At 64.2% G+C, this 26,992-nt stretch carries 26 protein-coding genes and 2 riboswitches; of the genes, 15 read left to right on the top strand and 11 right to left on the bottom strand.

From position 1 onward, the window contains the following. The first annotated feature begins 81 nt into the window (after window positions 1-81). From A9O65_RS09870 to A9O65_RS09850, 5 genes are all read left to right on the top strand, one after another. Window positions 82-1,629, top strand: a complete 1,548-nt coding sequence (locus A9O65_RS09870; RefSeq protein WP_254783092.1) for an OpgD/OpgG family glucan biosynthesis protein — start codon at window positions 82-84, stop codon at window positions 1,627-1,629. Next, a complete protein-coding gene (gene mdoH, locus A9O65_RS09865; RefSeq protein WP_254783093.1) occupies window positions 1,616-3,526 on the top strand; it encodes a glucans biosynthesis glucosyltransferase MdoH in 1,911 nt (636 codons plus the stop codon). The genes A9O65_RS09870 and mdoH overlap by 14 nt, the downstream gene beginning before the upstream one ends. A gap of 44 nt (window positions 3,527-3,570) precedes the next feature. After that, window positions 3,571-3,714: riboswitch (TPP riboswitch) on the top strand. Between the two features lie 71 nt (window positions 3,715-3,785). Next, window positions 3,786-4,454, top strand: coding sequence for a thiaminase II (tenA, locus tag A9O65_RS09860; protein WP_064702020.1), 669 nt, complete (start codon window positions 3,786-3,788; stop codon window positions 4,452-4,454). Window positions 4,455-4,662: 208 nt separating this feature from the next. Further along, a riboswitch (TPP riboswitch) is annotated at window positions 4,663-4,773 on the top strand. Between the two features lie 80 nt (window positions 4,774-4,853). Next, a complete protein-coding gene (gene thiC, locus A9O65_RS09855) occupies window positions 4,854-6,743 on the top strand; it encodes a phosphomethylpyrimidine synthase ThiC (protein WP_064702019.1) in 1,890 nt (629 codons plus the stop codon). Window positions 6,744-6,997: 254 nt separating this feature from the next. Beyond that, window positions 6,998-8,137, top strand: coding sequence for an aminotransferase class V-fold PLP-dependent enzyme (locus A9O65_RS09850; RefSeq protein ID WP_064702018.1), 1,140 nt, complete (start codon window positions 6,998-7,000; stop codon window positions 8,135-8,137). A gap of 85 nt (window positions 8,138-8,222) precedes the next feature. Here A9O65_RS09850 and A9O65_RS09845 read toward each other — a convergent pair whose 3' ends face one another. The 7 genes from A9O65_RS09845 to A9O65_RS09815 form a co-directional block, all read right to left on the bottom strand. Next, window positions 8,223-8,828, bottom strand: coding sequence for a Yip1 family protein (locus A9O65_RS09845; protein WP_074749286.1), 606 nt, complete (start codon window positions 8,826-8,828; stop codon window positions 8,223-8,225). Window positions 8,829-8,947: 119 nt separating this feature from the next. Next, window positions 8,948-9,892, bottom strand: coding sequence for a heme o synthase (gene cyoE, locus A9O65_RS09840; protein WP_064702017.1), 945 nt, complete (start codon window positions 9,890-9,892; stop codon window positions 8,948-8,950). Beyond that, window positions 9,850-10,179, bottom strand: coding sequence for a cytochrome o ubiquinol oxidase subunit IV (gene cyoD, locus A9O65_RS09835; protein WP_064698061.1), 330 nt, complete (start codon window positions 10,177-10,179; stop codon window positions 9,850-9,852). Before cyoD ends, cyoE begins: the two co-directional genes overlap by 43 nt. A gap of 1 nt (window position 10,180) precedes the next feature. Beyond that, window positions 10,181-10,795 (bottom strand): cytochrome o ubiquinol oxidase subunit III, encoded by a 615-nt coding sequence (locus tag A9O65_RS09830; protein WP_064698060.1) that lies wholly within the window; start codon window positions 10,793-10,795, stop codon window positions 10,181-10,183. 2 nt (window positions 10,796-10,797) lie between these two features. Further along, a complete protein-coding gene (gene cyoB, locus A9O65_RS09825; RefSeq protein ID WP_064698059.1) occupies window positions 10,798-12,780 on the bottom strand; it encodes a cytochrome o ubiquinol oxidase subunit I in 1,983 nt (660 codons plus the stop codon). 3 nt (window positions 12,781-12,783) lie between these two features. Then, window positions 12,784-13,752, bottom strand: a complete 969-nt coding sequence (cyoA, locus tag A9O65_RS09820; protein WP_064698058.1) for a ubiquinol oxidase subunit II — start codon at window positions 13,750-13,752, stop codon at window positions 12,784-12,786. Window positions 13,753-14,034: 282 nt separating this feature from the next. Continuing rightward, window positions 14,035-14,757, bottom strand: a complete 723-nt coding sequence (locus tag A9O65_RS09815; RefSeq protein ID WP_064698057.1) for a DeoR/GlpR family DNA-binding transcription regulator — start codon at window positions 14,755-14,757, stop codon at window positions 14,035-14,037. A gap of 267 nt (window positions 14,758-15,024) precedes the next feature. Here A9O65_RS09815 and A9O65_RS09810 point away from each other — a divergent pair, with 267 nt between their 5' ends. The 10 genes from A9O65_RS09810 to A9O65_RS09765 all read left to right on the top strand — a co-directional run bounded on the left by A9O65_RS09810 (window position 15,025) and on the right by A9O65_RS09765 (window position 23,360). After that, the gene (locus A9O65_RS09810) at window positions 15,025-15,858 is read left to right on the top strand and encodes an outer membrane protein OmpK (protein ID WP_064698056.1); all 834 of its coding nucleotides are present in this window, start codon (window positions 15,025-15,027) and stop codon (window positions 15,856-15,858) included. Window positions 15,859-15,907: 49 nt separating this feature from the next. After that, the gene (locus tag A9O65_RS09805; RefSeq protein WP_064698055.1) at window positions 15,908-17,176 is read left to right on the top strand and encodes a NupC/NupG family nucleoside CNT transporter; all 1,269 of its coding nucleotides are present in this window, start codon (window positions 15,908-15,910) and stop codon (window positions 17,174-17,176) included. A gap of 116 nt (window positions 17,177-17,292) precedes the next feature. Then, window positions 17,293-18,066, top strand: a complete 774-nt coding sequence (gene deoC / locus A9O65_RS09800; protein WP_064702016.1) for a deoxyribose-phosphate aldolase — start codon at window positions 17,293-17,295, stop codon at window positions 18,064-18,066. Beyond that, the gene (deoA, locus tag A9O65_RS09795; protein ID WP_064702015.1) at window positions 18,066-19,391 is read left to right on the top strand and encodes a thymidine phosphorylase; all 1,326 of its coding nucleotides are present in this window, start codon (window positions 18,066-18,068) and stop codon (window positions 19,389-19,391) included. The genes deoC and deoA overlap by 1 nt, the downstream gene beginning before the upstream one ends. Then, window positions 19,388-20,617, top strand: a complete 1,230-nt coding sequence (locus tag A9O65_RS09790) for a phosphopentomutase (RefSeq protein WP_064702014.1) — start codon at window positions 19,388-19,390, stop codon at window positions 20,615-20,617. The genes deoA and A9O65_RS09790 overlap by 4 nt, the downstream gene beginning before the upstream one ends. Beyond that, complete coding sequence (gene deoD, locus A9O65_RS09785; RefSeq protein ID WP_064702013.1) at window positions 20,617-21,351, top strand: purine-nucleoside phosphorylase; 735 nt, start codon at window positions 20,617-20,619, stop codon at window positions 21,349-21,351. Before A9O65_RS09790 ends, deoD begins: the two co-directional genes overlap by 1 nt. Next, entirely contained in the window at window positions 21,348-21,773 is a 426-nt protein-coding gene (gene cdd, locus A9O65_RS09780) for a cytidine deaminase (RefSeq protein WP_064698050.1), read from the top strand. Before deoD ends, cdd begins: the two co-directional genes overlap by 4 nt. Window positions 21,774-21,794: 21 nt before the next feature. Next, window positions 21,795-22,199 (top strand): gamma-glutamylcyclotransferase family protein, encoded by a 405-nt coding sequence (locus A9O65_RS09775; protein ID WP_064698049.1) that lies wholly within the window; start codon window positions 21,795-21,797, stop codon window positions 22,197-22,199. Window positions 22,200-22,226: 27 nt separating this feature from the next. After that, the gene (locus A9O65_RS09770) at window positions 22,227-22,547 is read left to right on the top strand and encodes a hypothetical protein (protein WP_064698048.1); all 321 of its coding nucleotides are present in this window, start codon (window positions 22,227-22,229) and stop codon (window positions 22,545-22,547) included. A 72-nt stretch (window positions 22,548-22,619) separates the two neighbouring features. Continuing rightward, window positions 22,620-23,360, top strand: coding sequence for a dienelactone hydrolase family protein (locus tag A9O65_RS09765; RefSeq protein ID WP_064702012.1), 741 nt, complete (start codon window positions 22,620-22,622; stop codon window positions 23,358-23,360). 169 nt (window positions 23,361-23,529) lie between these two features. Here A9O65_RS09765 and A9O65_RS09760 read toward each other — a convergent pair whose 3' ends face one another. The 4 genes from A9O65_RS09760 to A9O65_RS09745 all read right to left on the bottom strand — a co-directional run bounded on the left by A9O65_RS09760 (window position 23,530) and on the right by A9O65_RS09745 (window position 26,930). Further along, window positions 23,530-23,895, bottom strand: a complete 366-nt coding sequence (locus A9O65_RS09760) for a glutaredoxin family protein (RefSeq protein WP_064702011.1) — start codon at window positions 23,893-23,895, stop codon at window positions 23,530-23,532. A 63-nt stretch (window positions 23,896-23,958) separates the two neighbouring features. Then, entirely contained in the window at window positions 23,959-24,930 is a 972-nt protein-coding gene (locus tag A9O65_RS09755) for a LacI family DNA-binding transcriptional regulator (protein ID WP_064702010.1), read from the bottom strand. 150 nt (window positions 24,931-25,080) lie between these two features. Beyond that, complete coding sequence (locus tag A9O65_RS09750) at window positions 25,081-26,151, bottom strand: Gfo/Idh/MocA family protein (protein ID WP_254783097.1); 1,071 nt, start codon at window positions 26,149-26,151, stop codon at window positions 25,081-25,083. Further along, a complete protein-coding gene (locus A9O65_RS09745) occupies window positions 26,151-26,930 on the bottom strand; it encodes a ThuA domain-containing protein (protein WP_064702008.1) in 780 nt (259 codons plus the stop codon). The genes A9O65_RS09750 and A9O65_RS09745 overlap by 1 nt, the downstream gene beginning before the upstream one ends. Between the last annotated feature and the right edge of the window lie 62 nt (window positions 26,931-26,992).

The raw sequence follows: 26,992 nt of genomic DNA, 5'->3' as shown, positions 1-26,992 counted from the left end.
CAAGAAGCTTCGGGATGACCTGAACCTCCTGGCCCGGCTTGCGCGGGGAAGTGCCGGCGGGACCGTATGGAGACACGCGACATGATGTTGCCGACCCGACTCCTGGCCTTTGCGCTGGGGAGCCTGGTGGCCATGGAAGCCGCCGGATCCTCGTCCAACGAGGATCTATACGACACCATCACCGACCGGGCCGAACGCCTGGCCGATGAACCTTACAATGATGCGGCGCCGACGATCCCCCCGGCGCTCGCCGAGCTGGATTACGACCAGTATCGGCAGATACGTTTTCGCCCGGAGGATGCGATCTGGCACGATCAAGGGTTGTTCGAGGTCCAGCTGTTTCATCCCGGATTTCTCTATGACCGGCCGGTCACCCTCAATCTGGTGGACCCCGACGGCGATGTGCAGCCTCTGCCTTTCGAGACATCGCACTTCCGTTACGACGGCGAGACCGACGAGCTCGCCAAGCTCGATCTCGACGACCTGGGCTATGCGGGCTTCCGCCTCCACTATCCCTTGAACAGTGGCGAGTACCGCGACGAGTTCATGGTCTTTCTCGGCGCCTCGTACTTCCGCATGGTGGGTCGAGGCCAGGGGTACGGCCTCTCTTCCCGAGGCCTGGCCATCGATACTGCAGAACCCCACGGTGAGGAATTCCCCGCCTTTCGCGAATTCTGGCTGGTCGAGCCCGAACCGGACGCGACCCGCATGACCGTGCTGGCGTTGCTCAACAGCCCCTCGCTGACCGGTGCCTACCGCTTCGACATCGACCCCGGCAGCCAGACCGTCGTCGATACCGAAGCCCGCCTCTTTGCCCGCGAGGACGTCGGCAAGCTCGGCATCGCTCCGCTCACCAGCATGTTCATGCACGGCGGTATCGCCAACTATCCGGCCGACGACTATCGCCTGCGGGTCCATGATTCCAGCGGCCTGGCATTGCATACCGGCAGCGGCGAACGTATCTGGCGACCGCTGAGCAACCCCGACAAGCTGCATATCTCGAGCCTGCAGGATACCGCCCCGCGGGGATTCGGTCTGGTCCAGCGGCCTCGGCACTTCGACGGCTACCTCGACGCCGAGGCCCACTACGAAACTCGGCCCAGCGAATGGGTCACCCCTCTGGACGACTGGGGCAAGGGTCACCTCGAACTGGTCGAGATCCCCTCCGACAGCGAGGCCAACGACAACATCACCGCTTACTGGGTCCCCGAACAGTCGCTCGAGGCCGGGCAATCACGCACCTTCCGCTATCGATTGCGCACCTTCGGCGCCACGCCCCCCGGTCAGCGGCTCGCCCATGTCATTCGCAGCCGCCAGGGCTGGGGCGCCATGCCGGGCCAGGACGATCCGCCCCCAACCAGCCAGCGCCACTTCATCGTCGACTTCCAGGGCCCCTCTCTCGAGGATCTCGATGCCGACCAACCGGTGGAGGCACGGCTGACGACCTCCCACGGCGAAATTCTCGAGCCGCGCGTCCAGCGCCTGCCCGGCGACAACACCTGGCGCGCCAACTTCCGGCTCTCCCCGGAAGACGGCACGCCGGCCGACATGCGCCTGGCCCTGACACTTCACGGTGAACCCCTGACCGAAACCTGGAACTATGTCTGGTACCCCGATGAGCGACGTTGACTCCCGAGCCATCGCGGCCCCCGTTCCTTTACGGCGCACGCGTCGCCTGGTCTTTGCCCTGCTGGTCGCCGCCACGACCAGCCTGGGGCTGTGGACCATGTTCCGCATCCTCCACGTCGGCGGCTTGACGCCCCTGGAACTCGTCATCCTGGGGCTGTTCGCCGTGACCTTCGGCTGGATCGCCATCGCTTTCTGGAGCGGCATCATCGGCTTCGCGCTGACGCTGACCGGCCGTGACCCCCTCAGCCTGGCCAAGGCGTCGTCGCCCCAACCGCCCAAGGATGTGCATTCGCGTACCGTACTGGTCATGCCGATCCACAACGAGGATGTCGAGCGAGTGGCCGCCGGTCTCGAGGCCACCTGCCGGGACCTGCCCCCTGTCACCGAAGCACGACACATCGAGGCCTTCGTGCTCAGCGACAGCACCGACGCCGAGACGATCGCCCGAGAACGCACCACCATGGCCGCACTGCAGCATCGCCTCGCCGACCATTGCCAGCTCCACTACCGCCACCGCAACAGCAATGCCGGTCGCAAGGCCGGCAATCTCGGTGACTTCTGCCAGCGCTGGGGAAGACACTACGATTTCATGCTGGTGCTCGACGCCGACAGCGTGATGAGCGGCGACACGGTGCACGAGCTGATCGCGGAGATGGAAGCCAACCCACGCCTTGGCCTGCTGCAGACGGTACCGATCCCGGTTCGCCAGGACAGCCTGTTCGGCCGCGCCAACCAATTCGCCGCCGCGGTCTATGCGCCCATGCTCGCCACCGGGTTGAGCTTCTGGCAGTCCGACTCCGCCAACTACTTCGGGCACAATGCCATCATGCGCGTCGAGGCCTTCACCCGGCATTGCGGACTCCCGGAACTGCCCGGCCGTCCGCCGCTCGGCGGCGACATCCTGAGCCACGACTTCGTCGAGGCCGCCTTGCTCCGGCGTGCCGGCTGGGAAGTGCGCATGCGCACCGACCTGGGCGGCAGCTTCGAGGAAATGCCGAGCCATATCCTCGATTACGCCAAGCGTGATCGCCGCTGGGTCCAGGGCAACCTGCAACACCTTCGACTGCTGGGAGGCAGCGGCCTGCACATGGTCAGCCGTGTGCACTTCCTGTGCGGTGCCCTGGCCTATCTGTCATCGCTGATCTGGCTGGCAATCCTGGTGGTCAGCACCATTGATGCCCTGATGCGCGCCCTGATCGAGCCCAACTTCTTCACGTCCAATGCCCAGCTCTTTCCCGACTGGCCGATCGCCCCACCCAACCTGATCATGCCATTGCTGGGTGGCACCCTGGCGATGCTGCTGATGCCCAAGGTCCTGGGCGTCTGCCTGGCCCTGCGCAAGCACCCGGACCACTACGGCGGCCGAACCCGGCTGGTGAACAGCGCCCTGCTGGAAGCCCTGTTCGCCATGCTGATCGCTCCCTTGATGATGGTCTTCCACAGTCGCTTCGTGATCGAAGTACTCATCGGGCGCACCGTCGCCTGGAACCCCCAATCCCGCGAGGGGCGAGCTCTTCCCTGGCGCGAGGCGCTACGCCACACCTGGCCTGGCACCCTGGCCGGCGTCTGCTGGGCCTGGGCCACCTGGTGGTACACGCCGACCTTCTTCTGGTGGCTGACACCGGTATGGCTGGGTCTGATGCTGGCAGCCCCCCTGGTTCGCCTGAGCAGCAGTCTCACCATCGGCCGGCGTCTACGGCAACGCGGCCTGTTACTGGTTCCCAGCGAGACGACACCGCCCACCGTGCTTCAAGAACTGACGCTGCCGACGCCCGTCGAGGGCGACGCCGAACCGGCGCCCCCGCCGGTGGAACATCCCCGCGACATGCCGCTCCAGTCGTTTTCGCGGGATTGGGCACGCCGCCTGCCCGCTCAGGGACAGGGCATCGGCAAGTGACGACGAGGACTTTTCATTGCCGAGCAAACTGCTAGACTGAGGCTACTCGCTTGACGGGGTGCCGGTTGGGCCGGCTGAGATGACGCGCGTTCGCGACGAACACAGCGTTGATCCCGTGGAACCTGATCCGGGTAGGTGCGACCTCGTGCGCACGTGAACCGGCGTAGGGAATCAGGCGGTGGACTCGACCTCTCCGCTTGTCAGTCCTCCCTCCTTGTTTCGCTTCGCCCACCTTCCGGATCCCGACACCGGAGACATGATGGGTTATCGTTTCAGCGACCTGACCGACGCCTGCCAGCAGGACTGGCGCGCCTATATCGAGCACGACTTCGTCCGTTCCCTCGGCAACGGCAGCCTCGAGCCGGCAGCCTTTCGCCACTACCTGCAGCAGGATTACCTGTTCCTGATCCATTTCTCTCGGGCCTATGCCCTGGCCGCCTACAAGAGCCACGACCTGAACGAGCTGCGCCATGCCTTCGAGGGGCTCAAGACCATCCTCGACGTGGAACTCGACCTGCACGTGGGATTCTGTCGCGAATGGGGCATTTCCGAGGATGACCTGGCCAGGCTACCCGAAGCCCGCGCCACCCTGGCCTACACCCGCTACGTACTGGACACCGGCAATCGCGGCGACCTGCTCGACCTGCACGTGGCGCTCGCCCCCTGCCTGGTGGGTTACGGCGAAATCGCCAACTGGCTGAATGCACGCCAGGACACCATACGCGGCGGCGACAACCCCTTCGAGGCCTGGATTGCCATGTACGAAAGCGACGACTTCCAAGGCGCCATGCGCGACGAAGTCGCCTGGCTCGATGCCCGCCTGGCAGAGGTCACGCCCGAGCGTTTCGCACGTCTGGCCACCATCTTCCGCGACGCCACCCGACTGGAGATCGACTTCTGGCAGATGGGGCTGGATGGCGCAAACTAGCCCACTGCCTTGATATCCATTGCCGGCTGCGCGGACGCAAGGGGCATCGGAGACAGGTCGTAGAGGAGGTCCTACGCCATGAATGGCGTAGGTAGCGCCCAGGGATGGGTTCATAGCGCCTCCTCGTAGACCTGTCACCGGATCAGCCCCGGGCTCCAGGCAGAGACTTCCCGGCACTGAACCCGTCCGCCAGCAACGGCGGGCAACACCACGCTTGACGGGGTGCCGTTGACGACGGCTGAGATCATGCAGAGACAGCATGGATCCCGTTGAACCTGAACTGGCTAGGACCAGCGTAGGGATCAAGCGACACGCCGTCGGGCCTTCCCGCCCGGCTGCCAATGTCCTTCCCAGCTGTCCTCCCTGAACAACATCATCCAAGCAAAGGGAGACCGACCGATGGCAAAGACCGACCATTTTCTCGCCGAAAGCGCGCGCGTCGACGACGCCGCCATTCAGGCCCTGCCCGGCTCGCGCAAGATCTTCGTGGAAGGCTCGCGTCCGGACATCCGAGTGCCCTTCCGTGAAATTTCCCTGTCCCCGACCCAGACTTCCGGTCCCGACGAGGACAATCCTCCACTGCTGGTCTACGACACCTCTGGCCCCTATACCGACCCCGAGGCCAGCATCGACCTGCGTCGTGGCCTGCCCGAACTGCGCCGCGCCTGGATCGAGGAGCGCGGCGACACCGAACGCCTCGACGGCCCAACCTCCGAGTACGGCCAGCGCCGCGCCAATGACCCGATGCTCGCTCCGCTGCGCTTCGATCTGACCCGTACACCCCGCCGCGCCAAGCCCGGTCGCAACGTCACCCAGCTTCACTATGCGCGCCAGGGCATCATCACGCCCGAGATGGAGTTCATCGCCATCCGCGAGAACCAGCGCCGGCAAGCGCTGGGTACCGAAGAGGTCGAGCGCATCCTCGGCCATCAGCACGCTGGCAAAAGCTTCGGCGCCCGCCTGCCCGAGGAGATCACCCCCGAATTCGTGCGTGCCGAAGTGGCCGCCGGACGCGCCATCATTCCCAACAACATCAACCACCCGGAATCCGAGCCGATGATCATCGGCCGCAACTTCCTGGTGAAGATCAACGGTAACCTGGGCAACTCGGCGGTGACCTCGTCCATCGAGGACGAGGTCGACAAGATGACCTGGGGCATCCGCTGGGGCGCGGATACCATCATGGATCTCTCTACCGGCCAGAACATCCACGAGACTCGCGAGTGGATCATCCGCAACGCCCCGGTGCCGATCGGCACCGTGCCCATCTACCAGGCGCTCGAGAAGGTCAAGGGCGTGGCCGAGGACCTGACCTGGGAGGTGTTCCGCGACACCCTGATCGAACAGGCCGAACAAGGCGTGGACTACTTCACCATTCATGCCGGCGTGCTGCTGCGCTACGTACCGCTGACCGCCAAGCGCACCACCGGCATCGTCTCGCGCGGTGGCTCGATCATGGCCAAGTGGTGCCTCTACCATCATCAGGAGAGTTTTCTCTATACCCACTTCGAGGAAATCTGCGAGATCTGCAAGCAATATGACGTTGCCTTCTCGCTGGGCGATGGACTGCGCCCCGGCTCAGTGGCCGATGCCAACGACGAGGCCCAGTTCGCCGAACTCGAGACGCTGGGCGAACTGACCCGGATCGCCTGGGAGCACGATGTCCAGGTAATGATCGAAGGTCCCGGCCATGTGCCCATGCACCTGATCAAGGAAAACATGGACAAGCAACTCCGCGAGTGTGACGAGGCTCCCTTCTACACCCTGGGGCCGCTGGTCACCGACATCGCCCCCGGTTACGACCACATCACCTCGGGAATCGGTGCGGCCATGATCGGCTGGTATGGCTGCGCTATGCTCTGCTATGTGACGCCCAAGGAACACCTGGGCCTGCCCAACAAGGACGACGTCAAGACCGGCATCATCACCTACAAGATCGCCGCGCACGCCGCCGACCTCGCGAAGGGCCATCCGGCCGCCCAGCGTCGTGACAATGCCCTGTCGAAGGCACGCTTCGAATTTCGCTGGGAGGACCAGTTCAACCTCGGCCTGGACCCGGACACCGCTCGGGAGTATCACGACGAGACCCTGCCCAAGGACTCGGCCAAGGTCGCCCACTTCTGTTCCATGTGCGGGCCCAAGTTCTGCTCGATGAAGATCAGTCAGGAGGTCCGCGACTACGCCAGGGAGAAGGGCCTCGATGGCGACCGCGAAGCGGTCAGGAAAGGCATGGAGGAGCAGGCCGCAAAATTCCGCGAACAAGGTGCCGAACTCTACAAGGAGGTCTGATCCTGGCACCGGGCCGGGTCGTTGCCACGACCCGGCTACCCCACTGACATTCCCGCACTATCGTCGGCATTCCCTGGTTGCCCTCTCTGGGTTACCGAGTCCGGTTTTTCCTTTTGCCCAGGCCTGCGCCGCTGTCGCCCTGGCCACTCCATTAGCGGCCTACTTATGAATCGGCATAGGATAGGCTGGTCTACGGCACGGATTGCGCATATCCTCGGAATACGCTTGATGCGCCACCCACGATGGAGAGAGAAATGGCCGGCTTGCTACCCGATGTCGACCCCGACGGACTGCTCGAATACTCGGTGGTCTACACCGATCGCGCCCTCAACCATATGTCGCAGAATTTCCAGGAGGTGATGCGCGACGTTTCCACCACCTTGAAACGCGTCTACCGTGCTCACTCGACGGTCATCGTCCCCGGCAGTGGTACCTTCGGCATGGAGGCCGTGGCCCGTCAGTTCGGCACCGACCGGCGCTGCCTGGTGATCCGCAATGGCTGGTTCAGCTACCGCTGGAGCCAGATCCTGGAGATGGGCCGGATCCCCTCGGAACTCAACGTGCGCAAGGCGCGGCGCGTGGATGAAGAAGACCCCACCTCACCCTTTGCCCCTCCCGATATCGAAGACGTGGTCGAGGCGATCCGTGACCAGCAACCCGACCTGGTCTTCGCGCCCCACGTCGAGACCGCCTCGGGGATGATGCTGCCCGATGAGTACATGCGCCGCATCGCCGAGGCGATCCACGAGGAAAACGGCCTGTTCGTGCTCGACTGCATCGCCTCCGGCACTGCCTGGGTCGACATGCTGGACATCGGCGTCGATGTCTTGATCAGCGCCCCACAGAAGGGCTGGAGTGCTGAACCCTGCTGCGGCATGGTCATGCTCTCCCGCCTGGCACGGGAGATCATCGACGAAACGACCAGCACGAGCTTTGCCTGCGACCTGCGCAAGTGGCTGTCGATCATGGAGACCTACGAGGCGGGCGGCCACGCCTACCACGCCACGCTGCCGACCGACGGGCTACGCCAGCTTCGCGATGTCATGGCCGAGACCGAAGCCTACGGCCTCGACAAGGTGCGCGACGAGCAGTTCGAGCTAGGCCGCCGGGTTCGCGAGATGCTGGCCACACACGGCTACAAGAGCGTCGCCGCACCGGGCTACGAGGCACCCGGCGTGGTGGTCAGCTATACCGACGACCCGCAGATCGCCGCCAAGTTTGCCGATGCCGGTGTCCAGGTGGCCACCGGCGTCCCCTTGATGTGCGACGAAGGCGAAGCCTTCCAGAGCTTCCGCATCGGGTTGTTCGGGCTCGACAAGTTGCACAATGTCGAGCGCAGCGTCGAGGCGCTGGAGCGAGCCCTGATTGACGTCGAACGCCAATCGGGCGACTGACGCCCCGGCAGCGTGATGGCGTCAACGGGAACGGGCGGCCGATGGCCGCCCGTTCGCGTTTCAAGACCGAGATTATGCACCGGGACTACCCGATGATCGACAGGATGATGCGCTCGCCATACCCCCACAGCAGCACCGTCATCCCGAGCAGGGCCTCGAGAATCAGCACCCCGAAGGCCAGGGTCGTGCTGGAGACGATGAAGCCTTCTTCCTTGCTGATGTTAAGGAAGGCAGGAATGCCGATATACAGCAGATAGGCGGTGTAGCAAAGCCCGATGACACCAGCCAGCAGGCACAGCCAGATCAGAGGATAGACCGCCACGATGCCGCTCAGGAACATCGGCGTGGCCACGTAACCGGCGAAGACGATGCACTGGCTCTGGCTGGGCGGACGAGTATAGCGCTTGGCCATGTAGCGGATGATCTTGCCGACGGCATAGACCGCTGCCAGGATCACCAGATAGAAGACGACCCCGGCTCCCAGGGCATCCAGGTAACTCAACTGTATGGTGGTGCCCCCTCCCAGACTCCAACCGACCTGCGTGGTGCCGATATAGGAGCAGACGACCGGTATGGCCGCCAGCAACAGGACATGGTGTTCGTAGAGGTGGGTGAGCGTCTCGCGCTCTTGCTTGATCTGTTTCCACTCACGATTCGGGTGAGCGATCAGGCCCCATACATGTGTCAACATAGCGCTACCTCCTGCCGGAGACGGACCAGGACGAGTCCGTCGGTCCTCTGCATTGTTCCCTCGATTTGCAGTATAGGCAGGAATCCGGGGGATTTGCCCCCCGGATAACACAGGCAGGATCAGTTAAGGGCAGTCCACAAGGGAGTCGCGGGCGGCAGACTGGCGTCTACCGACATCATCAGGCTCAGTGCCGTGATGGTGATGATCGAGAAGGCAAAGACGCGTTTCGCCCAGCGCTCCTCGTCATTCACGCGGTAGCCCTGCATGGCGAGATAGAGCCAGTAGATGCCCATCACCAGGGCAACGACGAAATATCCCGGGCCGGCGTACCCGGCCACGCTCAACGCCAGCGAAGCGAAGACGAAGGCCAGGATATAGCCGAGGATATAATGCTTGGCGGTCTTGATGCCCCTGACCACCGGCAATACCGGAATCCGGGCCGCCTGATAATCCTTCAGTCGGAAAATGGCGATGGCATAGGAATGCGGCATCTGCCACAGGCAGAAGATCACCAACAGCGTCAGCGCACCACCGTCGAACTGGCCGGTCACGGCACAGTAGCCCACCACCGGCGGCATGGCCCCGGACAGGCTGCCCACCAGAGTGCCGTACTCGGATTGACGCTTCATGTAGAGGCTGTAAACCCCTACATAGATCGCGAAGCCGAATGCCGCAAGCCCTACGGTCACCCAGTTGGTGAATAGTGCCAGCAACGCGAATCCAGCGATCCCCAGCACCGTTGCGAAACGCAGGGTCGCCGCAGGGGTGACACGCCCCTGTACCAGGGGGCGTGTCCGCGTACGTTCCATCATCGCATCGATATCGCGATCGATGACGTTGTTGAACGCACACCCGGAAGCGATCACCAACGCCAGACCGGCCACCGTGGCGATCAGCAGCCAGGGATCGATATCGCCCCGGGCGGCCAGGAAGAAGCCGCCCAGAACCGCGATCACATTGCCGCCAATGATGCCCGGCTTGGTGATGGTGAGATAGTCCTTGCGCATCCTGGCCGCCGGCGTCAACCGATCATCATGTTCTGATGCAGGTTGTACATGATCCATACGGAACCTCCGATGATCAGGACCAGGATCGACACGGTGAAGACGAACGACATGAAGTTCCAGCCCTCGTCCGCCTTGGTGTTCATGTGCATGAACAGGATCAGCTGCACAAGAACCTGTGCCACGGCCGTCGCCACGATGATGAGTACCGTGGCAGACGTACCGAAGGAACCGGTCATCACTACCCCGAAGGGAATGATGGTCAGCACAATGGACAGGATCAGCCCTACGACATAGGACTTGACGCTACCGTGGCTGTGCTCTTCGTGAGAGGCATGTCCGCTCATATCAAAGGACTCCCATCAGGTAGACGAAGGAGAAGACGCAGATCCAGACGATGTCCAGGAAGTGCCAGAACAGGCTCAGGCACATGATCCGCGGCCGCGTCATGTCGGTCAGGCCCTTGGTCTGCAGTTGAACCAGCATCACCAGGATCCAGATCAGACCGAAGGTCACGTGCAGGCCGTGGGTCCCCACCAGCGTGAAGAAGGCCGACAGGAAGGCACTGCGATCCGGACCGAAGCCAAGGTGGATCAGGTGATGGAACTCGTAGAGTTCCAGACCGATGAAGCCGGCCCCGAGCAGGAAGGTCGCCGCCAGCCAGGCCTTGACCTGGTTGACGCGGTTGGCGTTCATCGACAGCACCGCCATACCGTAGGTGAAACTACTCACCAGCAGCAGGAAGGTGTTGATGAGGATCAGCGGCAGATCGAAGATGTCTGCCCCCGAGGGCCCCCCGGCCGTGCCCCGGAGGAGCACGGCGTAGGTGGCGAACAGTGACCCGAAGATCACCAGGTCGCTCATCAGGTAGACCCAGAAACCGAAGACCTTGGTGCCCGCGGTATCGTGGTGGTCATGCTCGTGAGCATGACCCTCGTGGTTGCTTAGGGTGTCGGTTGCCATGATTACGCCTGCATCTCCACACGTTGTTGGTGCTCACGCTCGATGCGCTCCACTTCAGCGGCAGGAACGTAGTAGTCGACGTCCTCCCTGAAGACACGCGCCATGAAGACCGCGAACGTCGCGACGCCACCGACGATGGCCAGCCACCAGATGTGCCACACCAGGGCGAAACCGGCGATCGTCGCGAACAGACCGATGAGCGGACCTTCCCAGGTATCCTTGGGCATGTGGATATCCTGATACGGCGGCTTGGAGAGCGGCGCCTTGCCACCATTGCGCTGCTTCTGGTCCCAGAAGTCGTCAATGTCGTTCACTTCGGGCAGATGCGCGAAATTGTAGAACGGCGCCGGCGAGGAGGTGGACCATTCCAGCGTCCGACCATCCCAGGGATCGCCAGTGACATCCTGATTCTTCTTGCGATCACGGATGCTGACGATGAACTGGATCACGGTGCAGGCAATACCGCAGAGAATGATCACGGCACCCACCCAGGCGATGATCATCCAGGACTGCCAGTCGCCGTTTTCATAGGACTGCATGCGACGCACGGCGCCGAAGAAGCTCAGCACGTACAGCGGCATGAACGCCACGTAGAAACCGATGATCCAGCACCAGAAGGAACGCTTGCCCCACTTCTCGTCGAGCTTGAAGCCGAAGGCCTTCGGGAACCAGAAGGTCAGCCCCGCCAGCATGCCGAACACCACGCCGCCGATGATGACGTTGTGGAAGTGGGCGATGACGAACAGGCTGTTGTGCAGCACGAAGTTGGCCGCCGGCAAGGCCAGCATCACGCCGGTCATGCCACCCAGGGTGAAGGTAATGATGAAGCCCAGGGTCCACAGCACCGGCGAGGTGAACTCGAGACGCCCGCGGTACATGGTGAACAGCCAGTTGAATATCTTCACCCCGGTGGGGATGGCGATGATCATCGTGGCGATGCCGAAGAAGGCATTGACGTTGGCACCCGCCCCCATGGTGAAGAAGTGGTGCAGCCAGACGATGAACGACAGGAAGGTGATCGCCACCGTTGCCCAGACCATGGTGCCGTAACCGAACAGGCGCTTGCGCGCAAAGGTCGCGATGACCTCGGAGAAGACACCGAATGCCGGCAGGATGAGGATGTAAACCTCAGGATGGCCCCAGGCCCAGATGAGGTTGACATACATCATCATGTTGCCGCCGAAATCGTTCGTGAAGAAGTGCATCCCCAGGTAACGATCGAGTGTCAGCAGCGCGATGGTCGCGGTCAGAATCGGGAAGGAAGCGATGATCAGGATGTTCGCGCACAGCGACGTCCAGGTGAAGATCGGCATGCGGAAGAGCGTCATGCCCTTGGTCCGCATCTTCAGGATGGTAACGAAGAAGTTGATACCGGTTAGCGTCGTGCCGATACCCGATATCTGCAACGCCCATATCCAGTAATCCACCCCGACGCCGGGACTGTAATCTATCCCCGATAATGGCGCATAGGCCAGCCAGCCGGTCTGGGCGAACTCGCCGACCACCAGCGAGATGTTGACCAGGATCACCCCGGCCGCGAACAGCCAGAAGCTCAGGTTGTTCATGAAGGGGAAGGCCACATCCCGCGCGCCGATCTGCAGCGGCACGACCAGGTTCATCAAGCCGATGACCATGGGCATGGCAACGAAGAAGATCATGATCACGCCGTGGGCGGTGAAGATCTGATCATAGTGGTGCGGCGGGAGATACCCCTCGGCGCCCCCTGCGGCCATGGCCAGCTGGGTCCGCATCATGATGGCATCGGCGAAACCACGGATCAGCATCACCAGTGCCACGATGAAATACATGATGCCGAGTTTCTTGTGATCGACGGATGTCAGCCACTCCGTCCACAGCCACTTCCACTTCTTGAAATAGGTCAGTGCGCCTACCACGAAGGCACCACCAATGGCGATGGCGATCGCGACCACCATGATGATGGGTTCGTGGTAAGGAATCGCCTCAAGGCTCAGTTTTCCTAACATAATTTACTCCGCTGCCTCCGCGCTCATGGACTCGCCGTGAGACTCGGAATCGCTGCCATGGCCACCGCCATGGCCGTCACCGGTGACCGCTGCCATGTGCTCGGCATGATTGCCGCCGGCATGGAAGCTCTGAAGGATCTTCTCGTAGAGAGAGGGAGAAACTTCGGAGAAGTACTGGATCTCGTTGTCCCGGCTGGGCGCGGCGAGAGCGTAGTACTCCTCGGGGAAGTTCAGTGAATCGGACGATTCACGCACCTTGTCCACCCAGGCCTCGAAGTCCTCTTGGGTACCTACATGGGCCTTGAAGGTCATCTCCGAGAAACCGGCACCACTGTAGTTGGTGGAGCGGCCGTCATAGACGCCCGGTTCGTCGGCGACCAGATGCACATCGTTGTCCATCCCCGCCATGGCATAGATCTGGCTACCCAGGCGCGGAATGAAGAAGGCATTCATCACCGAACCGGACGAGACCCGGAAACGTACCGGCGTATCCTCGGGGAAGGCGACCTCGTTGACGGTGGCAATGCCCTGCTCGGGATAAATGAACAACCACTTCCAGTCCAGCGAGACCGCCTGGATTTCCATCGGCTCCTGCTGGTCCTCGTTGGGCACGATGGACTTGTGCGGGTCAAGGCTGTGCGAGGTATACCAGGTCAGAACGGCCAGGAAGGCAATTATGACCATGGGGATGAACCAGACCACGGCCTCGATCTTGTTGGAGTGGGCCCAGTCGGGCGCGTAGGTGGCATCCCGGTTGCTCCGGCGATAACGCCAGGCGAACAACAGCGTCATCACGATGACCGGAACAACGACGATCTGCATCAGTCCAAAGGCAGTCAGGATGAGGGTGCGCTGCTCCTCCCCTATCTGTCCCTTAGGATCCAGCAGCGCCGAACTGCAGCCCGCCAACAGCAGTGGCAGCGATAGCAGCAGCAGGACGCCGAGCATGCGCAGGGTGGGGTTTCTTCTCATGTTTCAACCTCGTCAGGGCTTGGCGGCGAACGCATTCCCGCTCGAGTTCAACGGGCGATGCACGCGCCGAAGCGCTCTCCGGCGCGGGTCGCTGGCGGAGCTCTGACGGGGAGCGGCCCACGACCGTCGTGGAGAGTACTTCGGGCACATTCACGGCTCGCAGCCCGCGGCGACGACTCGCTGCGACATCGCCGGGCGGGAGGCTCCGGCCGTGAGGCCAGTATTCTGAGGGTCCAGGAACAGAATGGGAAGGGGCGATTTGCCGCAGGTTGTCGCACCCGGTCACACCACCGCGCTTTCCTCCTCGGTGATGATCTCGTCGATGTCATCGAGCCCGGCAAAGCGGGCCGGCCTGACCAGCCCAAGCTTGCTGGGATCGACCACCAGTATCCGGCGTTCCGCCGAGTCGATGGCGGCCCGCTTGGGCGCCACCTCATGGAAGTGAAAGCAACTCAGTCCTTTCTCGGCATGGACGCCCGCCGCCGACAGGAAAGCCTTGTTGATGCCCAGGCGAGCGATGGTCGCGGCCATGTCGTCGCCATCGAAGGAACGCGAGGAAGATTGATAGAGGCCACCCAGCAGCCACAACCGCACCCCAGGGCAGGCACTCACGGCATCGGCGACATTCAGGGCATAGGTCACCACCGTCAGCGACAGGTCGGATGGCAGGCCGGCCGCCAGCGGCATCAGCGTCGTGCCACAGTCGATGAACAGCGTGTCGCCTTCCTCCAGGCTCGCCAGGGCCCTTTCGCAGAGCCGGCGCTTGACCTCGGCGTGGCGGTCACGCTGTGCCGCCAGATCATAGGCCGGTGCATGGCGGGGATCGTCGGCACGCATCAGCAGCCCGCCGACCAGTACCAGGGCGCCGTCGGACGCCGCCAGATCGCGCCGGATGGTCATCTCCGAGACACCGCAAAGCGTCGCCGCCTCGGCCAGACGCAAGCTTCCCCCTTCTGCCAGCGATATCTGAAGCCGCCTCAATCGTGCCGCGCTGCGCTCATTCACTCGTCCACCTCTGCTATCTCGCTTAAGCCCCCGACCTCAACATTGCCGCACCATGTTGCCATACCGTGTATGCGTCGTTGATCGCCAGGGTTGCGACCCTTGTTGTGATTAAAATAACATTCGCATGTTACTCGAATAACAGCCTCGACGACCACGATCCCCATTCATCCGGCCTGGCCGGATCCATGCATTGACGTCCGTGATGGTCCGCCCTTCTTGGCTTGTCCGACGCATCACACGACAACAACTCCAAAGGAAGCCGACATTATGCCGTCCTTCGCCTCATCCCAGCGTTTCGCCGCCCTTTCCGGCCTGTTGCTGACCGCCACCGCATTACCGGCCAGCGCCACCGGAGATGATGCCGCATCAGGCCTCTCGCCGCAGTGGTCGTTCGCCAACGTCTCCGTCAACTACCTGGACTGGTCCGACGGCACGGAACAACGCACCGCGAGCAATGCCGCCAAAGGGGATTTCTTCTACCTGGAACTGGAAGGTGGGGTCGGTTTCGACTGGGGAGAATTCTACGGCTTCTACGATTTCGAGAATCCCCAGAACGACACGCTCGAAGACGATACCCGCGACAACCGCCGCAGCGCCGCCAAGGTCACCTCGCACATCTATCTCGGCGACACCCCCTTCTCGCTTTACCTCCACGTCTACGATTTTCGCGACTACGGCTTCGACAGCGAGGAGCAGGACCGCATCGTGGGCGTCGGATATCGCCATACCTTCGACAACGGCCTGTGGTTCAAGCCCTTTCTCGGCAAGGCCTGGGTCGACAGCGACGCCAATGCCTACAGCGGCGACAACGGCTATATGCTCGGCTGGGTGCTGGGTTACGATTTCCAGGCCTTCGGCGAGAACTTCAGCCTGAGCAACTGGCACGAGCAGACCTTTGATCGCGATGACGAATACCTGAAGCAGAATTACGTCAACGGTCCGGCCGGCAGCACCGGCACCAATGGTGCCGTGGCCTTGTGGTGGCATCCGATCGACGAGATCACCACCGGCGTTCAGTATCGCTACTCCAACAACAAGCTGGGCACCGCCGATCATTACCAGAACGCGATGATCTACACCCTGAAGTACAACTTCCTGTAAGGCAGGCCGACATGAACGCCTCCATGCCATCGACCACAAGGACACTGCCATGACCTTGATCATGAGTCTCGTCGGAATGGCGACCCTGATCGTCATCGCTCTGCTGTTCTCCACCAATCGTCGTGCGATCCGCCTGCGAACCGTGATCGGCGCCTTCGCCATTCAGGCCTGCCTGGGGGCCTTCGTGCTCTATGTCCCCTTCGGTCAGGCTGTCCTTGCCACCGTCTCCGATGCCGTCAGCCAGGTGGTTCTCTACGCCAACGATGGCATCGACTTCCTGTTCGGCGGCCTGGCCAATGTCGAGGAAACCGGCTTCGTCTTCGCCATCAAGGTGCTGCCGGTGATCATCTTCTTCTCCTCGCTGACCGCCGTGCTCTATTACCTGGGCATCATGCAGTGGATCATTCGCCTGCTCGGCGGCGCCCTGCAGAAGGCACTGGGTACCTCGCGCACCGAATCCCTCTCGGCCACCGCCAATATCTTCGTCGGCCAGACGGAAGCCCCGCTGGTGGTCCGCCCCTTCATCAACCGCATGACGCAGTCGCAACTGTTCGCGGTGATGTGCGGCGGTCTGGCCTCGGTTGCCGGTTCGGTCCTGGCCGGCTATGCCGCCCTGGGCATTCCCATGGAGTACCTGGTCGCCGCCTCCTTCATGGCCGCCCCCGGTGGTCTGCTGTTCGCCAAGCTGATCATGCCCGAGACCGAGACACCCGATGACAGCGTCTCGGCAGCCGAAGAGCGCCTCGAGGAAGAAGAGGATCACCCCACCAATGTGCTCGACGCCGCAGCAGCCGGTGCGTCTTCCGGCCTGCGCCTGGCCGCCAACGTCGGCGCCATGCTGCTCGCCTTCATCGGTCTGATCGCGCTGATCAACGGCATCCTCGGCGGCGTCGGCGGCTGGTTCGGCATGGAAGCGCTCAGCCTGGAGCAGATCCTCGGCTGGCTGTTCGCACCCCTGGCCTTCCTGCTCGGCATTCCCTGGTCCGAGGCCACGCTGGCCGGCTCCTTCATCGGCCAGAAGCTGGTGGTCAACGAGTTCGTGGCCTACATCAACCTCGCCCCCTACATCAGTGGGGAAGAAGTCGTCGCCGCCACCGGCGAGGCCATGACGACCCATACCAAGGCGGTCCTCTCGTTCGCCCTGTGCGGCTTCGCCAACCTTTCGTCCATCGCCATCCTGCTCGGTGGCCTGGGCAGCATCGCCCCCAGCCGACGCCACGATATCGCCCGTTTCGGCATCCGGGCCGTCCTGGCGGGTACCCTTTCCAACCTGATGTCTGCCACACTTGCCGGCTTTTTCATCGCCCTGGGCGCTTGAGCCATAATTTCCAGGGGGCCACCGCGCCCCCTCGGGACACACTGAGTCGATCGCCGAGCGTCATGGACATCGGCGTTTCTGCAGTGTCTCCGTCATACATTTGAAGAGAGCACGCCATGAACGACCTCACCCGGACCGCCCGTCAGGCGCTGGCCCTGATGGACCTCACCAGCCTGAACGACGACGACACCGACGAGCGCATCGAAGCCCTCTGTCAGCGTGCCAAGACGCCGGCCGGTCATCCGGCGGCAATTTGCATCTACCCACGCTTCATCGTGCCGGCCCGGCGCGCCCTGACCGCCCACCGACTGAACGACACCATCCATATCGCCACGGTCACCAACTTCCCGCACGGCGACGCCGACATCATGCGTGCCGCTCGCGAGACCCGCGAAGCCGTTGCTTCCGGCGCCGATGAAGTCGATGTGGTCTTCCCCTACCGTGCGCTGATGGAAGGTGACGAGGACACTGGCCGCGAACTGGTGGAAATGTGCAAGGCCGCCGCCGGCGGCAAGACGCTCAAGGTGATTCTGGAGACTGGCGAACTCGGCGATCCGGCCTTGATCCGTCGCGCCTCGGAACTGGCCATCGACGGCGGCGCCGACTTCCTAAAGACCTCCACCGGCAAGGTTGCCGTCAACGCCACCCTGGAAGCCGCCGAGATCATGCTCGAGGTGATTCGCGACAACGGCGGAGAGATCGGCTTCAAGGCCGCCGGCGGCGTGCGCACCGCCAAAGATGCGCGCGCCTATCTCGAGCTGGCCGAGCGCCTGATGGGTGCCGACTGGATCACGCCGCAGCACTTCCGCTTCGGCGCCTCCGGACTGCTCGACAACCTCCTCGAGACCCTCGGTGTGGCGGGAGGCACCGACATAGAGGAGGACTACTGATGCTGCCCCAGGAAGCCATACGCGCCAAGCGCGATGGCCAGGCCCTGGACGCCGCGACCCTCCATGAACTCGTCGCCGGCATCGCCGGTGACGATCTCGGCGATGCCCAGATCGGGGCGCTGGCCATGGCCATCTACCTCAACGGCATGAACGCCACCGAAACGGTGGCGTTGACCGAGGCGGTCCGCGACTCCGGTGACGTGCTCGACTGGACGGCGCTCGACCTGCCCGGTCCAGTCATCGACAAGCACTCCACCGGCGGCGTGGGCGATGTAGTGTCGCTGATCCTCGGCCCCTGGGTCGCCGCCTGCGGTGGCCACGTCCCGATGATCTCGGGCCGAGGGCTCGGCCATACCGGCGGCACCCTGGACAAGCTCGAATCGATCCCCGGCTATTCCGTCAACCCCGACACCGCCACTTTCCGGCAACTGGTCAAGGAAGTCGGCGTGGCCATCATCGGTCAGACAGCTGATCTCGCTCCCGCCGACAAGCGCCTCTATGCAATACGCGACGTCACCGCCACAGTGGAGTCGCTGCCGCTGATCGTCTCCTCCATCCTCGGCAAGAAGCTCGCCTGCGGTCTCGATGCCCTGGTGATGGACGTCAAGGTCGGCAGTGGTGCCTTCATGCCCACGCCAGAGGCCTCGCGGGAACTCGCAGAGACCATCGCCGAGGTCGCCAGCCGAGCCGGTACGCCGACCACGGCCCTGCTCACCGACATGAGCCAGCCCCTGGCGCCCTGCGCCGGCAATGCCCTGGAAGTGCGCGAGGCATTGGCCGTGCTCACCGGCAAGCACCGTGACGGACGCCTGCTCGAGGTAACCCGCGGCCTGGCGGTGGAAATGCTGCTGGCCGGCGGCCTGGCCCCCGATCGGGAAGCGGCCCTGACGCGGCTCGACGAACGACTCGCCTCGGGCGAGGCCGCCGAGCGCTTCGCACGCATGGTAGCCGGTCTCGGCGGTCCCGCCGATCTGCTCGACGCCCCGGATCGTCACCTGCCCACCGCCCCGGTGGTGCGCCCGGTGCTCGCACCGTGCGCCGGCCACCTGCGCAGCCTGGATACCCGGGCGTTGGGTATGGCCGTGGTCGAGCTCGGCGGCGGGCGTCGCCAGCCGGGTGAGGCCATCGACCCCGCAGTGGGTCTGGCCGATATCGCCGAACTCGGCACCGCGCTCGACACCGACCAGCCGCTCGCCACCCTGCATGCCCGTAGCCACGCCGCGGCCGACCAGGCCGAACGTCAACTGCTCGAGGCCATCGAGATCGGCGAGGCCACCGCATCTCCCACCCTGATTCGCGACATCATTCGCCGGGAGGCTCCATGACACGTGCCATCGTGCTCGTCCTCGACTCCTTTGGCATCGGTGCTGCCCCCGACGCCGAACGCTTCGGCGATGCCGGCGCCGACACCCTCGGCCATATCGCCGAGGCCTGTGCGGCCTCCACCGAGCGCGGCCCCTTGCAGCTCCCCAACCTTGGCCGACTCGGTCTCTTCCATGCTCACCACGAGAGCACCGGGGCCTGGGCCGCAGGCATCGTCCCGCCCGAGTCGCTCGGCGGCGCCTACGCCCATGCCCGGGAAGTCTCCTCCGGCAAGGACACCCCGTCCGGCCACTGGGAGATCGCCGGGGTACCAGTACGCTTCGACTGGGGATATTTCAGCGAGCCGGAGAACAGTTTCCCTGCCGAGCTGCTGGACGCTCTGATCCACGAAGCCGAACTGCCCGGCGTGCTGGGCGACTGTCACGCCTCCGGCACCGAGATCATCGCCCGACTGGGCGAAGAACATGTGCGCAGCGGCAAGCCCATCGTCTATACCTCGGCGGATTCCGTCTTCCAGATCGCCGCCCATGAGGACACCTTCGGCCTCGAACGGCTCTATCGACTCTGTGAGACCGCCCGCCGGCTGCTCGAACCCTACAACATCGGCCGGGTCATCGCTCGCCCCTTCAACGGCGATGATGCCGCGAGCTTCCAGCGCACCGCCAACCGTCGCGACTACAGCGTCGAGCCGCCCTCGCCCACGGTACTGCAGCGCCTCTGCGACGCCGGCGGCCAGGTGACAGCCATCGGCAAGATCGCCGACATCTACGCCCACTGCGGCATCTCGCGCAGCCTCAAGGCCAGCGGCCACGAGGCCCTGTTCGACGCCACCCTGGATGCCATGGCATCCGACGGCGAGCGCACCCTGATCATGACCAACTTCGTCGATTTCGACATGGTCTACGGTCACCGGCGCGATGTGGCCGGCTACGCCACCGCCCTCGAGGCCTTCGACGCCCGCCTGCCCGAACTGCTGGAACGCCTCGAGGACGACGACCTTCTGATCATCACCGCCGATCACGGCTGCGATCCCACCTGGCATGGCACCGACCATACCCGCGAGCATATCCCGATTCTCGCCCTGGGTGCCGGACTCGCTCCCGGTTCGCTCGGCGCACGCAGCAGCTTCGCCGACATCGGCCAGAGCCTGGCCCGTCATTTCGACCTGCCGCCCATGGACGACGGCGAGAGCTTTCTCCCGGCCGGTTCCCCAACAGGAGACACATAATGGCGACTCCCCACATCAAGGCTGAGCGCGGCGATTTCGCCGACACCGTACTGATGCCCGGCGACCCGCTGCGCGCCCGCTACATCGCCGAGACCTTCCTCGACGATGCACGGCTCGTCAACGAGGTCCGCAACATGTACGGCTATACCGGCACCTACCGGGGTCGCGAGATCTCGGTAATGGGCCATGGCATGGGCATCCCCTCGATCTCGATCTACGCCAAGGAACTGATCACCGAGTTCGACGTCAAGCGTCTGATCCGGGTCGGCTCCTGCGGTGCGGTGCGCGACGACGTGGCGGTACGCGACGTGGTGATCGGCATGGGCGCGAGCACCGATTCCGGCGTCAATCGCACTCGCTTCCTGGGCAACGATCTGGGCGCCATCGCCGACTTCGAGCTGACCCGCCATGCCGTGGATGCCGCCCGTGAGCACGGCGTGCCGGTCAAGGTCGGCAACATCTTCTCTGCCGATCTCTTCTACGACCCGCGTCCCGAGATGGTCGAGATGATGCGCCGCTACGGCATCGTCGGCGTGGAGATGGAAGCCGCCGGCCTGTACGGCGTGGCCGCCGAGTACGGTGCCCGGGCCGCGACCATCTGCACGGTCTCGGACCACATCGTCAAGGGCGACTCGCTGTCCAGCGACGAGCGCGCCACCACCTTCGACGACATGATGCGCATCGCCCTGGACAGCGTGCTGCGCGACGATGCCACCCGGGAGGCCAACGCATGAGCGACGCCATCGATCACGACGTCATTCCCCAGGACATCGTCGAGACACTGATCGCAGTGCGCGACCGCGCCTATGTCCCCTACTCAAACCATCCGGTGGGCGCCCTGGTCATCAGCGAAAGCGGCACCCGCTATGCCGGCGCCAACGTCGAGGTGGCCCACTACAAGGGGCTGTGCGCCGAAGCCTCGGCCATCGCCGCCATGGCCAGCGCCGGCGAACGGCACCTGCACGAGGTCTACGTGATCGGGCCCGGCCAGCACCTGTGCACGCCCTGCGGCGACTGCCGCCAGCGCATCCGCGAGTTCGCGAGTGCCGAGACGCGGATCCGCGTGGTCGACGCCGAGGGCACGCCGCTGCGCCGCTACACCATGGACGAGTTGCTGCCGGACGCCTTCGGGCCCGATAATCTGGGCATTGTCTGAAACATCGAAGAGCGAAGGCCCATGCACAGCCCCGCCCTTGCCATTACCCGAACGCCTCTGGTGGCCGTCTATGGCACTCTCAAGCGCGGCCTGCGCAACCACCACTGGCTGGAAGGCGCCACCTTCGTCGGTCGCGACCGACTCACCAGCGCGACGCTCTATGACCTCGGCCATTGCCCAGGCGCCAAGGCCGAACCCTCCCGCGGCGTGGAGGTCGAGGTCTACCGCGTCGACGCGCGCACCTTTGCCGGTCTCGACCGCCTGGAGGACTATCGCGTGCGCGCCCCGGCATCGGGCATGTACGACCGCGCCATTCACGCCACGTCCTTCGGACCCGCCTGGCTCTACCTCTACAATCACGACGTCGACAGTTGCCCGGCGATTCGCGAAGGCGGCTGGCCGCCCCTCCAACCATCCGCTACCTGACCCACGCTTTCGACGAGGAAACCCACGATGGGCCGTCTTCTCTCCCTGATCGTGATCATCGCCCTGGCCTATGGCGGGCTCTATGTCACCTACGGCATGGCGCTGAAGGATGACGTCGCCCAGGCCATCACCGACATTGGCCTTGGCACCGTGGAAGTGGACGGCATCGACTACGGGCCGCTGGCACCTCTAGGCACCGAGGCCCGTATCACCGCCGAGGTACGCTACCAGGGCGCTTCCGCCACCGTCGACCTGGGCCTCCACGGCCACCCGCTGTTCTCGGAGGAAACCCGTCTCGAGCTCGGTGGGCTGCAAGCGCTGCGCTTGACCATCGGTGCGGAGCCGTGACGGCCTCGCCAACGGGGCCATGACATTCGCCCCTGATGATATCCATCCGCCATCGACCATCCGGAGCCTCTCATGTCTCGCGCCATCGATATTCCCGCCGCTGACGGCACCATCGACGCTCTCATCTTCACGCCCGACAACGCTGACGGCCCGTTGCCGGCCGTGGTGCTGTTCACCGACATCGGCGGCCTTCGCCCCTGCTATCATGAAAAGGCCCAGCGGATCGCGGACAACGGCTACGCCGTGCTGATGCCCAACGTCTACTACCGCGATGCGACCGGCGAGATCGTGCCGGAAGGCAAATCCTTCCGCGACCCGGACGTGCGCCCAACCCTGGTCGAGTATGCCGGCCACCTCACGCCCGAGACGCAATCCCGTGATTTCATCGCCCTGCTCGAATGCCTCGATGCCGAGGCCGAATTCGCAGGCGGCAAGCTGGGGGTCGTCGGCTACTGCATGACCGGCGCCTTCGCACTGCGCATGGCGGCCGAGCACCCCGACCGCGTGGCCGCCGCAGCCGGCTTCCACTCGGCCAACCTGGCGAAGGCCGACGACGCCTCGAGCCCTGTGGGCAAGGTCGATACCATCGAAGCGCGCGTCTACTTCGGCCACGCCGACAAGGACGAACTGCTGCCCGCCGAGCAGATCGCCCGCATGGACGAAGCCCTGGCTGCCGCCGGCGTGCACTTCACCACCGAGCTCTACAAGGGCGCCGCCCACGGCTTCACTGCCAAGGACGCCCCATCCTATGACGCCGCCGACGACGCCCTGCACCACAAGCGACTCGCCACGCTCCTGGAAGAAACGCTGTAAGGACTCACATTCACCGCTTTGCGCCAACGGCCCATGATGGGTCGTTGGCGGAACGACGTTCAGCCTTCAGGCGAAGTGAATGAAGGCAGTCATAGCGACGTCCAGCGAGTGTCTACTGCCGGCCGAGAACGGAGCCTCGACCAAGAGTTTCATTGGAAATCAAACGTCTCTATTCACCGAAGCGTCGACGCAGGTAGTCGATGATGTCGCTGGATTCGTACAGCCAGCGTGTCTCACCGCCCTCTTCGATGCGCAGGCAGGGCACCTGCGCCTTGCCGCCGCCTTCCAGCAATGCCCGACGATGTTCGGGGTCGAGCCGGATGTCGCGAATCTCGATCGTCAGGGCGAGACGAGTAAGCTCGCGACGCACCCGCACGCAGTAGGGGCAACTCCAGAACTGGTAGAGCGCCAGACTCTCGCAGGCCTGGTCAGTCCGGGCCTGCTCGGATTCGTCGCGCACGACTTCGCGGCGGGTGCCGAGCTTCTCGGCCACCCATACCACCGGCGCCAGCAATGTCTGGATCAGCGATCGCATGATGGTGTCCTCCTGCTCTCAGGGTACGGTGCGAGCCGCCAGTACTGCCAGCCGCACCTCCGTTCAACCGGTCTCGCGAACCACCAGTTCCACCGGCATCGAGACATGTCGCGGCGGCTTGCCTGCCTGGGCCTCTCCCAGCAGGTCGACGCTCATGGCGGCAATACCGGCGATGTCCTGGCGCACCGTGGTCAGACCTTCGGCCAGGGTCGGCAGGTCGTCGAAGCCGGTGACCGCCACCTCGCCGGGTACGTTCAGGCCATGATCTTCCAGGGCCGTCAGACAGCCCCGGGCAAGCTCGTCGGTCTCGCAGACCAGGCCGTCATAGGCCCGTGGCTCCCGATCGAGGCGCCGACTCAGCCAGCGGTAACCGGTCAGGGCCGGGTCCAGGTTGGGCGGGATGTCGATCAGTTCGGCCTCGAAGCCAGCCTCGTCGAGCGCCTGGCGATAGCCGTCCAGGCGGTGCTGGCTGTGAGGGCTCGTCAGCTCGTCGCCGACGAAGGCGATGCGCCGACGCCCTTTCTCGATCAGGTGGCGGGTGGCCAGGTAGATGCCGTGACGATCCTCCGGCGCCACCGAGAATCCCTCACCGGCCAGTCCGATGCGCACGAAGGGCACGCGGTGAGACCTCATCAGTTCGGGACGCGGGTCGTCGGCGAACTCACCGAGCAGGATGGCGGCGCCGGCCTGTTCGGGCAGGGTCGCCGTGCGGTCGTGGGCGAAGAAGATCGGTACCATGCCCTGGCGGTGCAGCGCCACGGTCAGGTGCTGGTAGAGCAGGATGTAGTAAGGCCGCAACTCGAAGTCGCGACGCCCCAGCGAGATACCCACCACCGCGGCCTTGCCGCTGATCAACTGGCGGGCAGCGGCACTGGGCCGGTACTCGACGTCGCGGCTGATGGTGAGGATACGCTCGCGCAACGCCTCGCTGATGCCTGGCTTGTCGTTGAGCGCGCGGCTGACCGAGGCGATGGAGACGCCCGCCCGCCGTGCGATTTCCCGAATGTTGGCCGTCTTCGACGGTTGTCTGCTCATCGCCTGCCTCGTCACCGGGCGGCCGGCCTCGCGCCAACCGCCATTCTCTGCGGCCACCGATTGTGCCCGATCGGACGAATCGCTGCGACAGCGCCTCACTCACCGCCCCGGCATGGCGGGCCATGATGAATATCAGCGGGCCGATACGGCTCAGGCAGACGGGCTCTGGAGGGCCTGCGCCTCCAGGTGCAGGATGCCGCCTCGAGCGTCGGAGTCGAAACAGGCATCCAGCACACGCTGCAAGACCGCGCCGCGGGCGAAGTCGGGCTGGTCGTTGACGCCGCTTTCGATACTATCGACGAAACGCTGATAGATGCTCGGCGTAGGCGGCGCCGTGATGTCGACCCAACGCGCAGGATGGACGTCCTCGCCTAGGCACACCTGCACCCGGTCACGCGCCGCATCGAGGTCGACGCGCAGCGCACCGCGATCGCCATGGACCGAGAGCGTCAGCGAGTTGTGATGGCCGGTGGCCCAACGGGTGGCCTGAACGGTGCCCAGCGCGCCACCGGCGAATTCCACCTGCATCAAAGCGCTGTCGTTGGCGTCGAGGGAATACTCGCCGATGCAATTGTCCGGAGCCTTGTCGAAGCACTTTAGGCGGCAGGTCACCGCGGCGATGTCGCCTACCGGGAAGCTGGCGAAGTCGAGGATGTGCACTCCCACGTCGCCCAGTACCCCCTTGCTGCCGTGCGCTTCGGAGAGGCGCCACAGCCACTGGCTGTCCTGATCCCAGCGCCCCCAGGCATCGCTCACCAGCCAACTCTGGCGATAGCTGGCATCAACGTGCATCACCCGCCCCAGCCGGCCTTCGGCGACCAGCTCGCGGGCGAGCTGGATCGCCGGGGCGTCGCGATAGCTAAGGTTGACCATGTTGATCACGCCGGCTTCGCGGGCCGCCGCCGCCATCTCGTCAGCATCGGTGGCATTGGTGGCCAGGGGCTTCTCGCAGAGGACATGCTTGCCGGCGGCGATGGCGGCAAGTGTTGTCGCCTTGTGCACCCCGTCCGGGGTGACATTGCTCACCGCATCGATGTCGTCGCGGGCCAGCATGGCCTCGAGATCGGTGTAGACCGCGGAAATGCCGTGCTCGGCGGCAAAGGTACGTGCCTTGTCGCCATCCAGGTCGCAGACCGCCACGACCTCGACATCCGCGATCTCCTGGAACCGCTGGGCGTGCTGGCCGGCCATGCCGCCGGCGCCGATGATCGCCAGACGCATCACTTGAAGCCCTCCTCACCCGGTTTGTGCAGACCTTCGCCCTTCACTTCCACCGGGTTCGGCGCCTGGTCGGGCGGCACGTTGGGGCAGCTGTCGATCCAACGCGAGCCTTCCGGGCACGCCCACTTCACGCCGTTCTTGAGGACCCGGCGCACCTGCTCGTCGTAGTAGATCGGATAGGTCTCGTGACCGGGGCCGAAGTAGAAGATCTTGCCGTTGCCGCGCTTATAGGTGAGTCCGGAGCGGAACACCTCACCGCCTTCGAAGGCGCTGATGAACACGACCTCGTCGGGGTTGGGCACCGCGAAGGGCTCGCCGTACATCTCGCTATGCGGCAGCTCGAGGTAGTTGCCCAGGCCCTGGACGATCGGATGGCCGGGATTGACGACCCACAGCCGCTCACGCTCGCCGGCCTCGCGCCACTTCAGCGAACAGGTGGTACCCATCAGGCGCTTGAAGATCCTGGAGTAGTGGGCAGAGTGCAGCACCAGCAGCCCCATGCCTTGCAGCACCCGGGCCTGAACCCGGTCGACGGTCTCGTCACGAACGTCGCCATGGGCGGCATGCCCCCACCACAGCAACACGTCGGTATCCTCGAGCAGCGCTTCGGGCAGCCCCTGCTCGGGGTCCTGCAGAGTGACGGCGCGGGCCTCGATCTGCGGGTCCTCGTTGAGCCCGGCGGCGATGCAGGCATGCATACCCTCGGGATAGATGCGCGCTACCACCTCGTTGGTCTGTTCGTGGACGTTCTCGCCCCAGACCGTAACCTTGATCGTCATGGCTTGGTTCCTCCTGGCATGGCCTGATGGATGATGTCGATACCGCCGATGTCAGTGACATC

Source organism: Halomonas caseinilytica, from assembly GCF_001662305.1.
GTDB classification, from domain to species: Bacteria; Pseudomonadota; Gammaproteobacteria; order Pseudomonadales; family Halomonadaceae; genus Halomonas; species Halomonas caseinilytica.
This window is presented reverse-complemented; position numbering and strand designations above follow the sequence as displayed.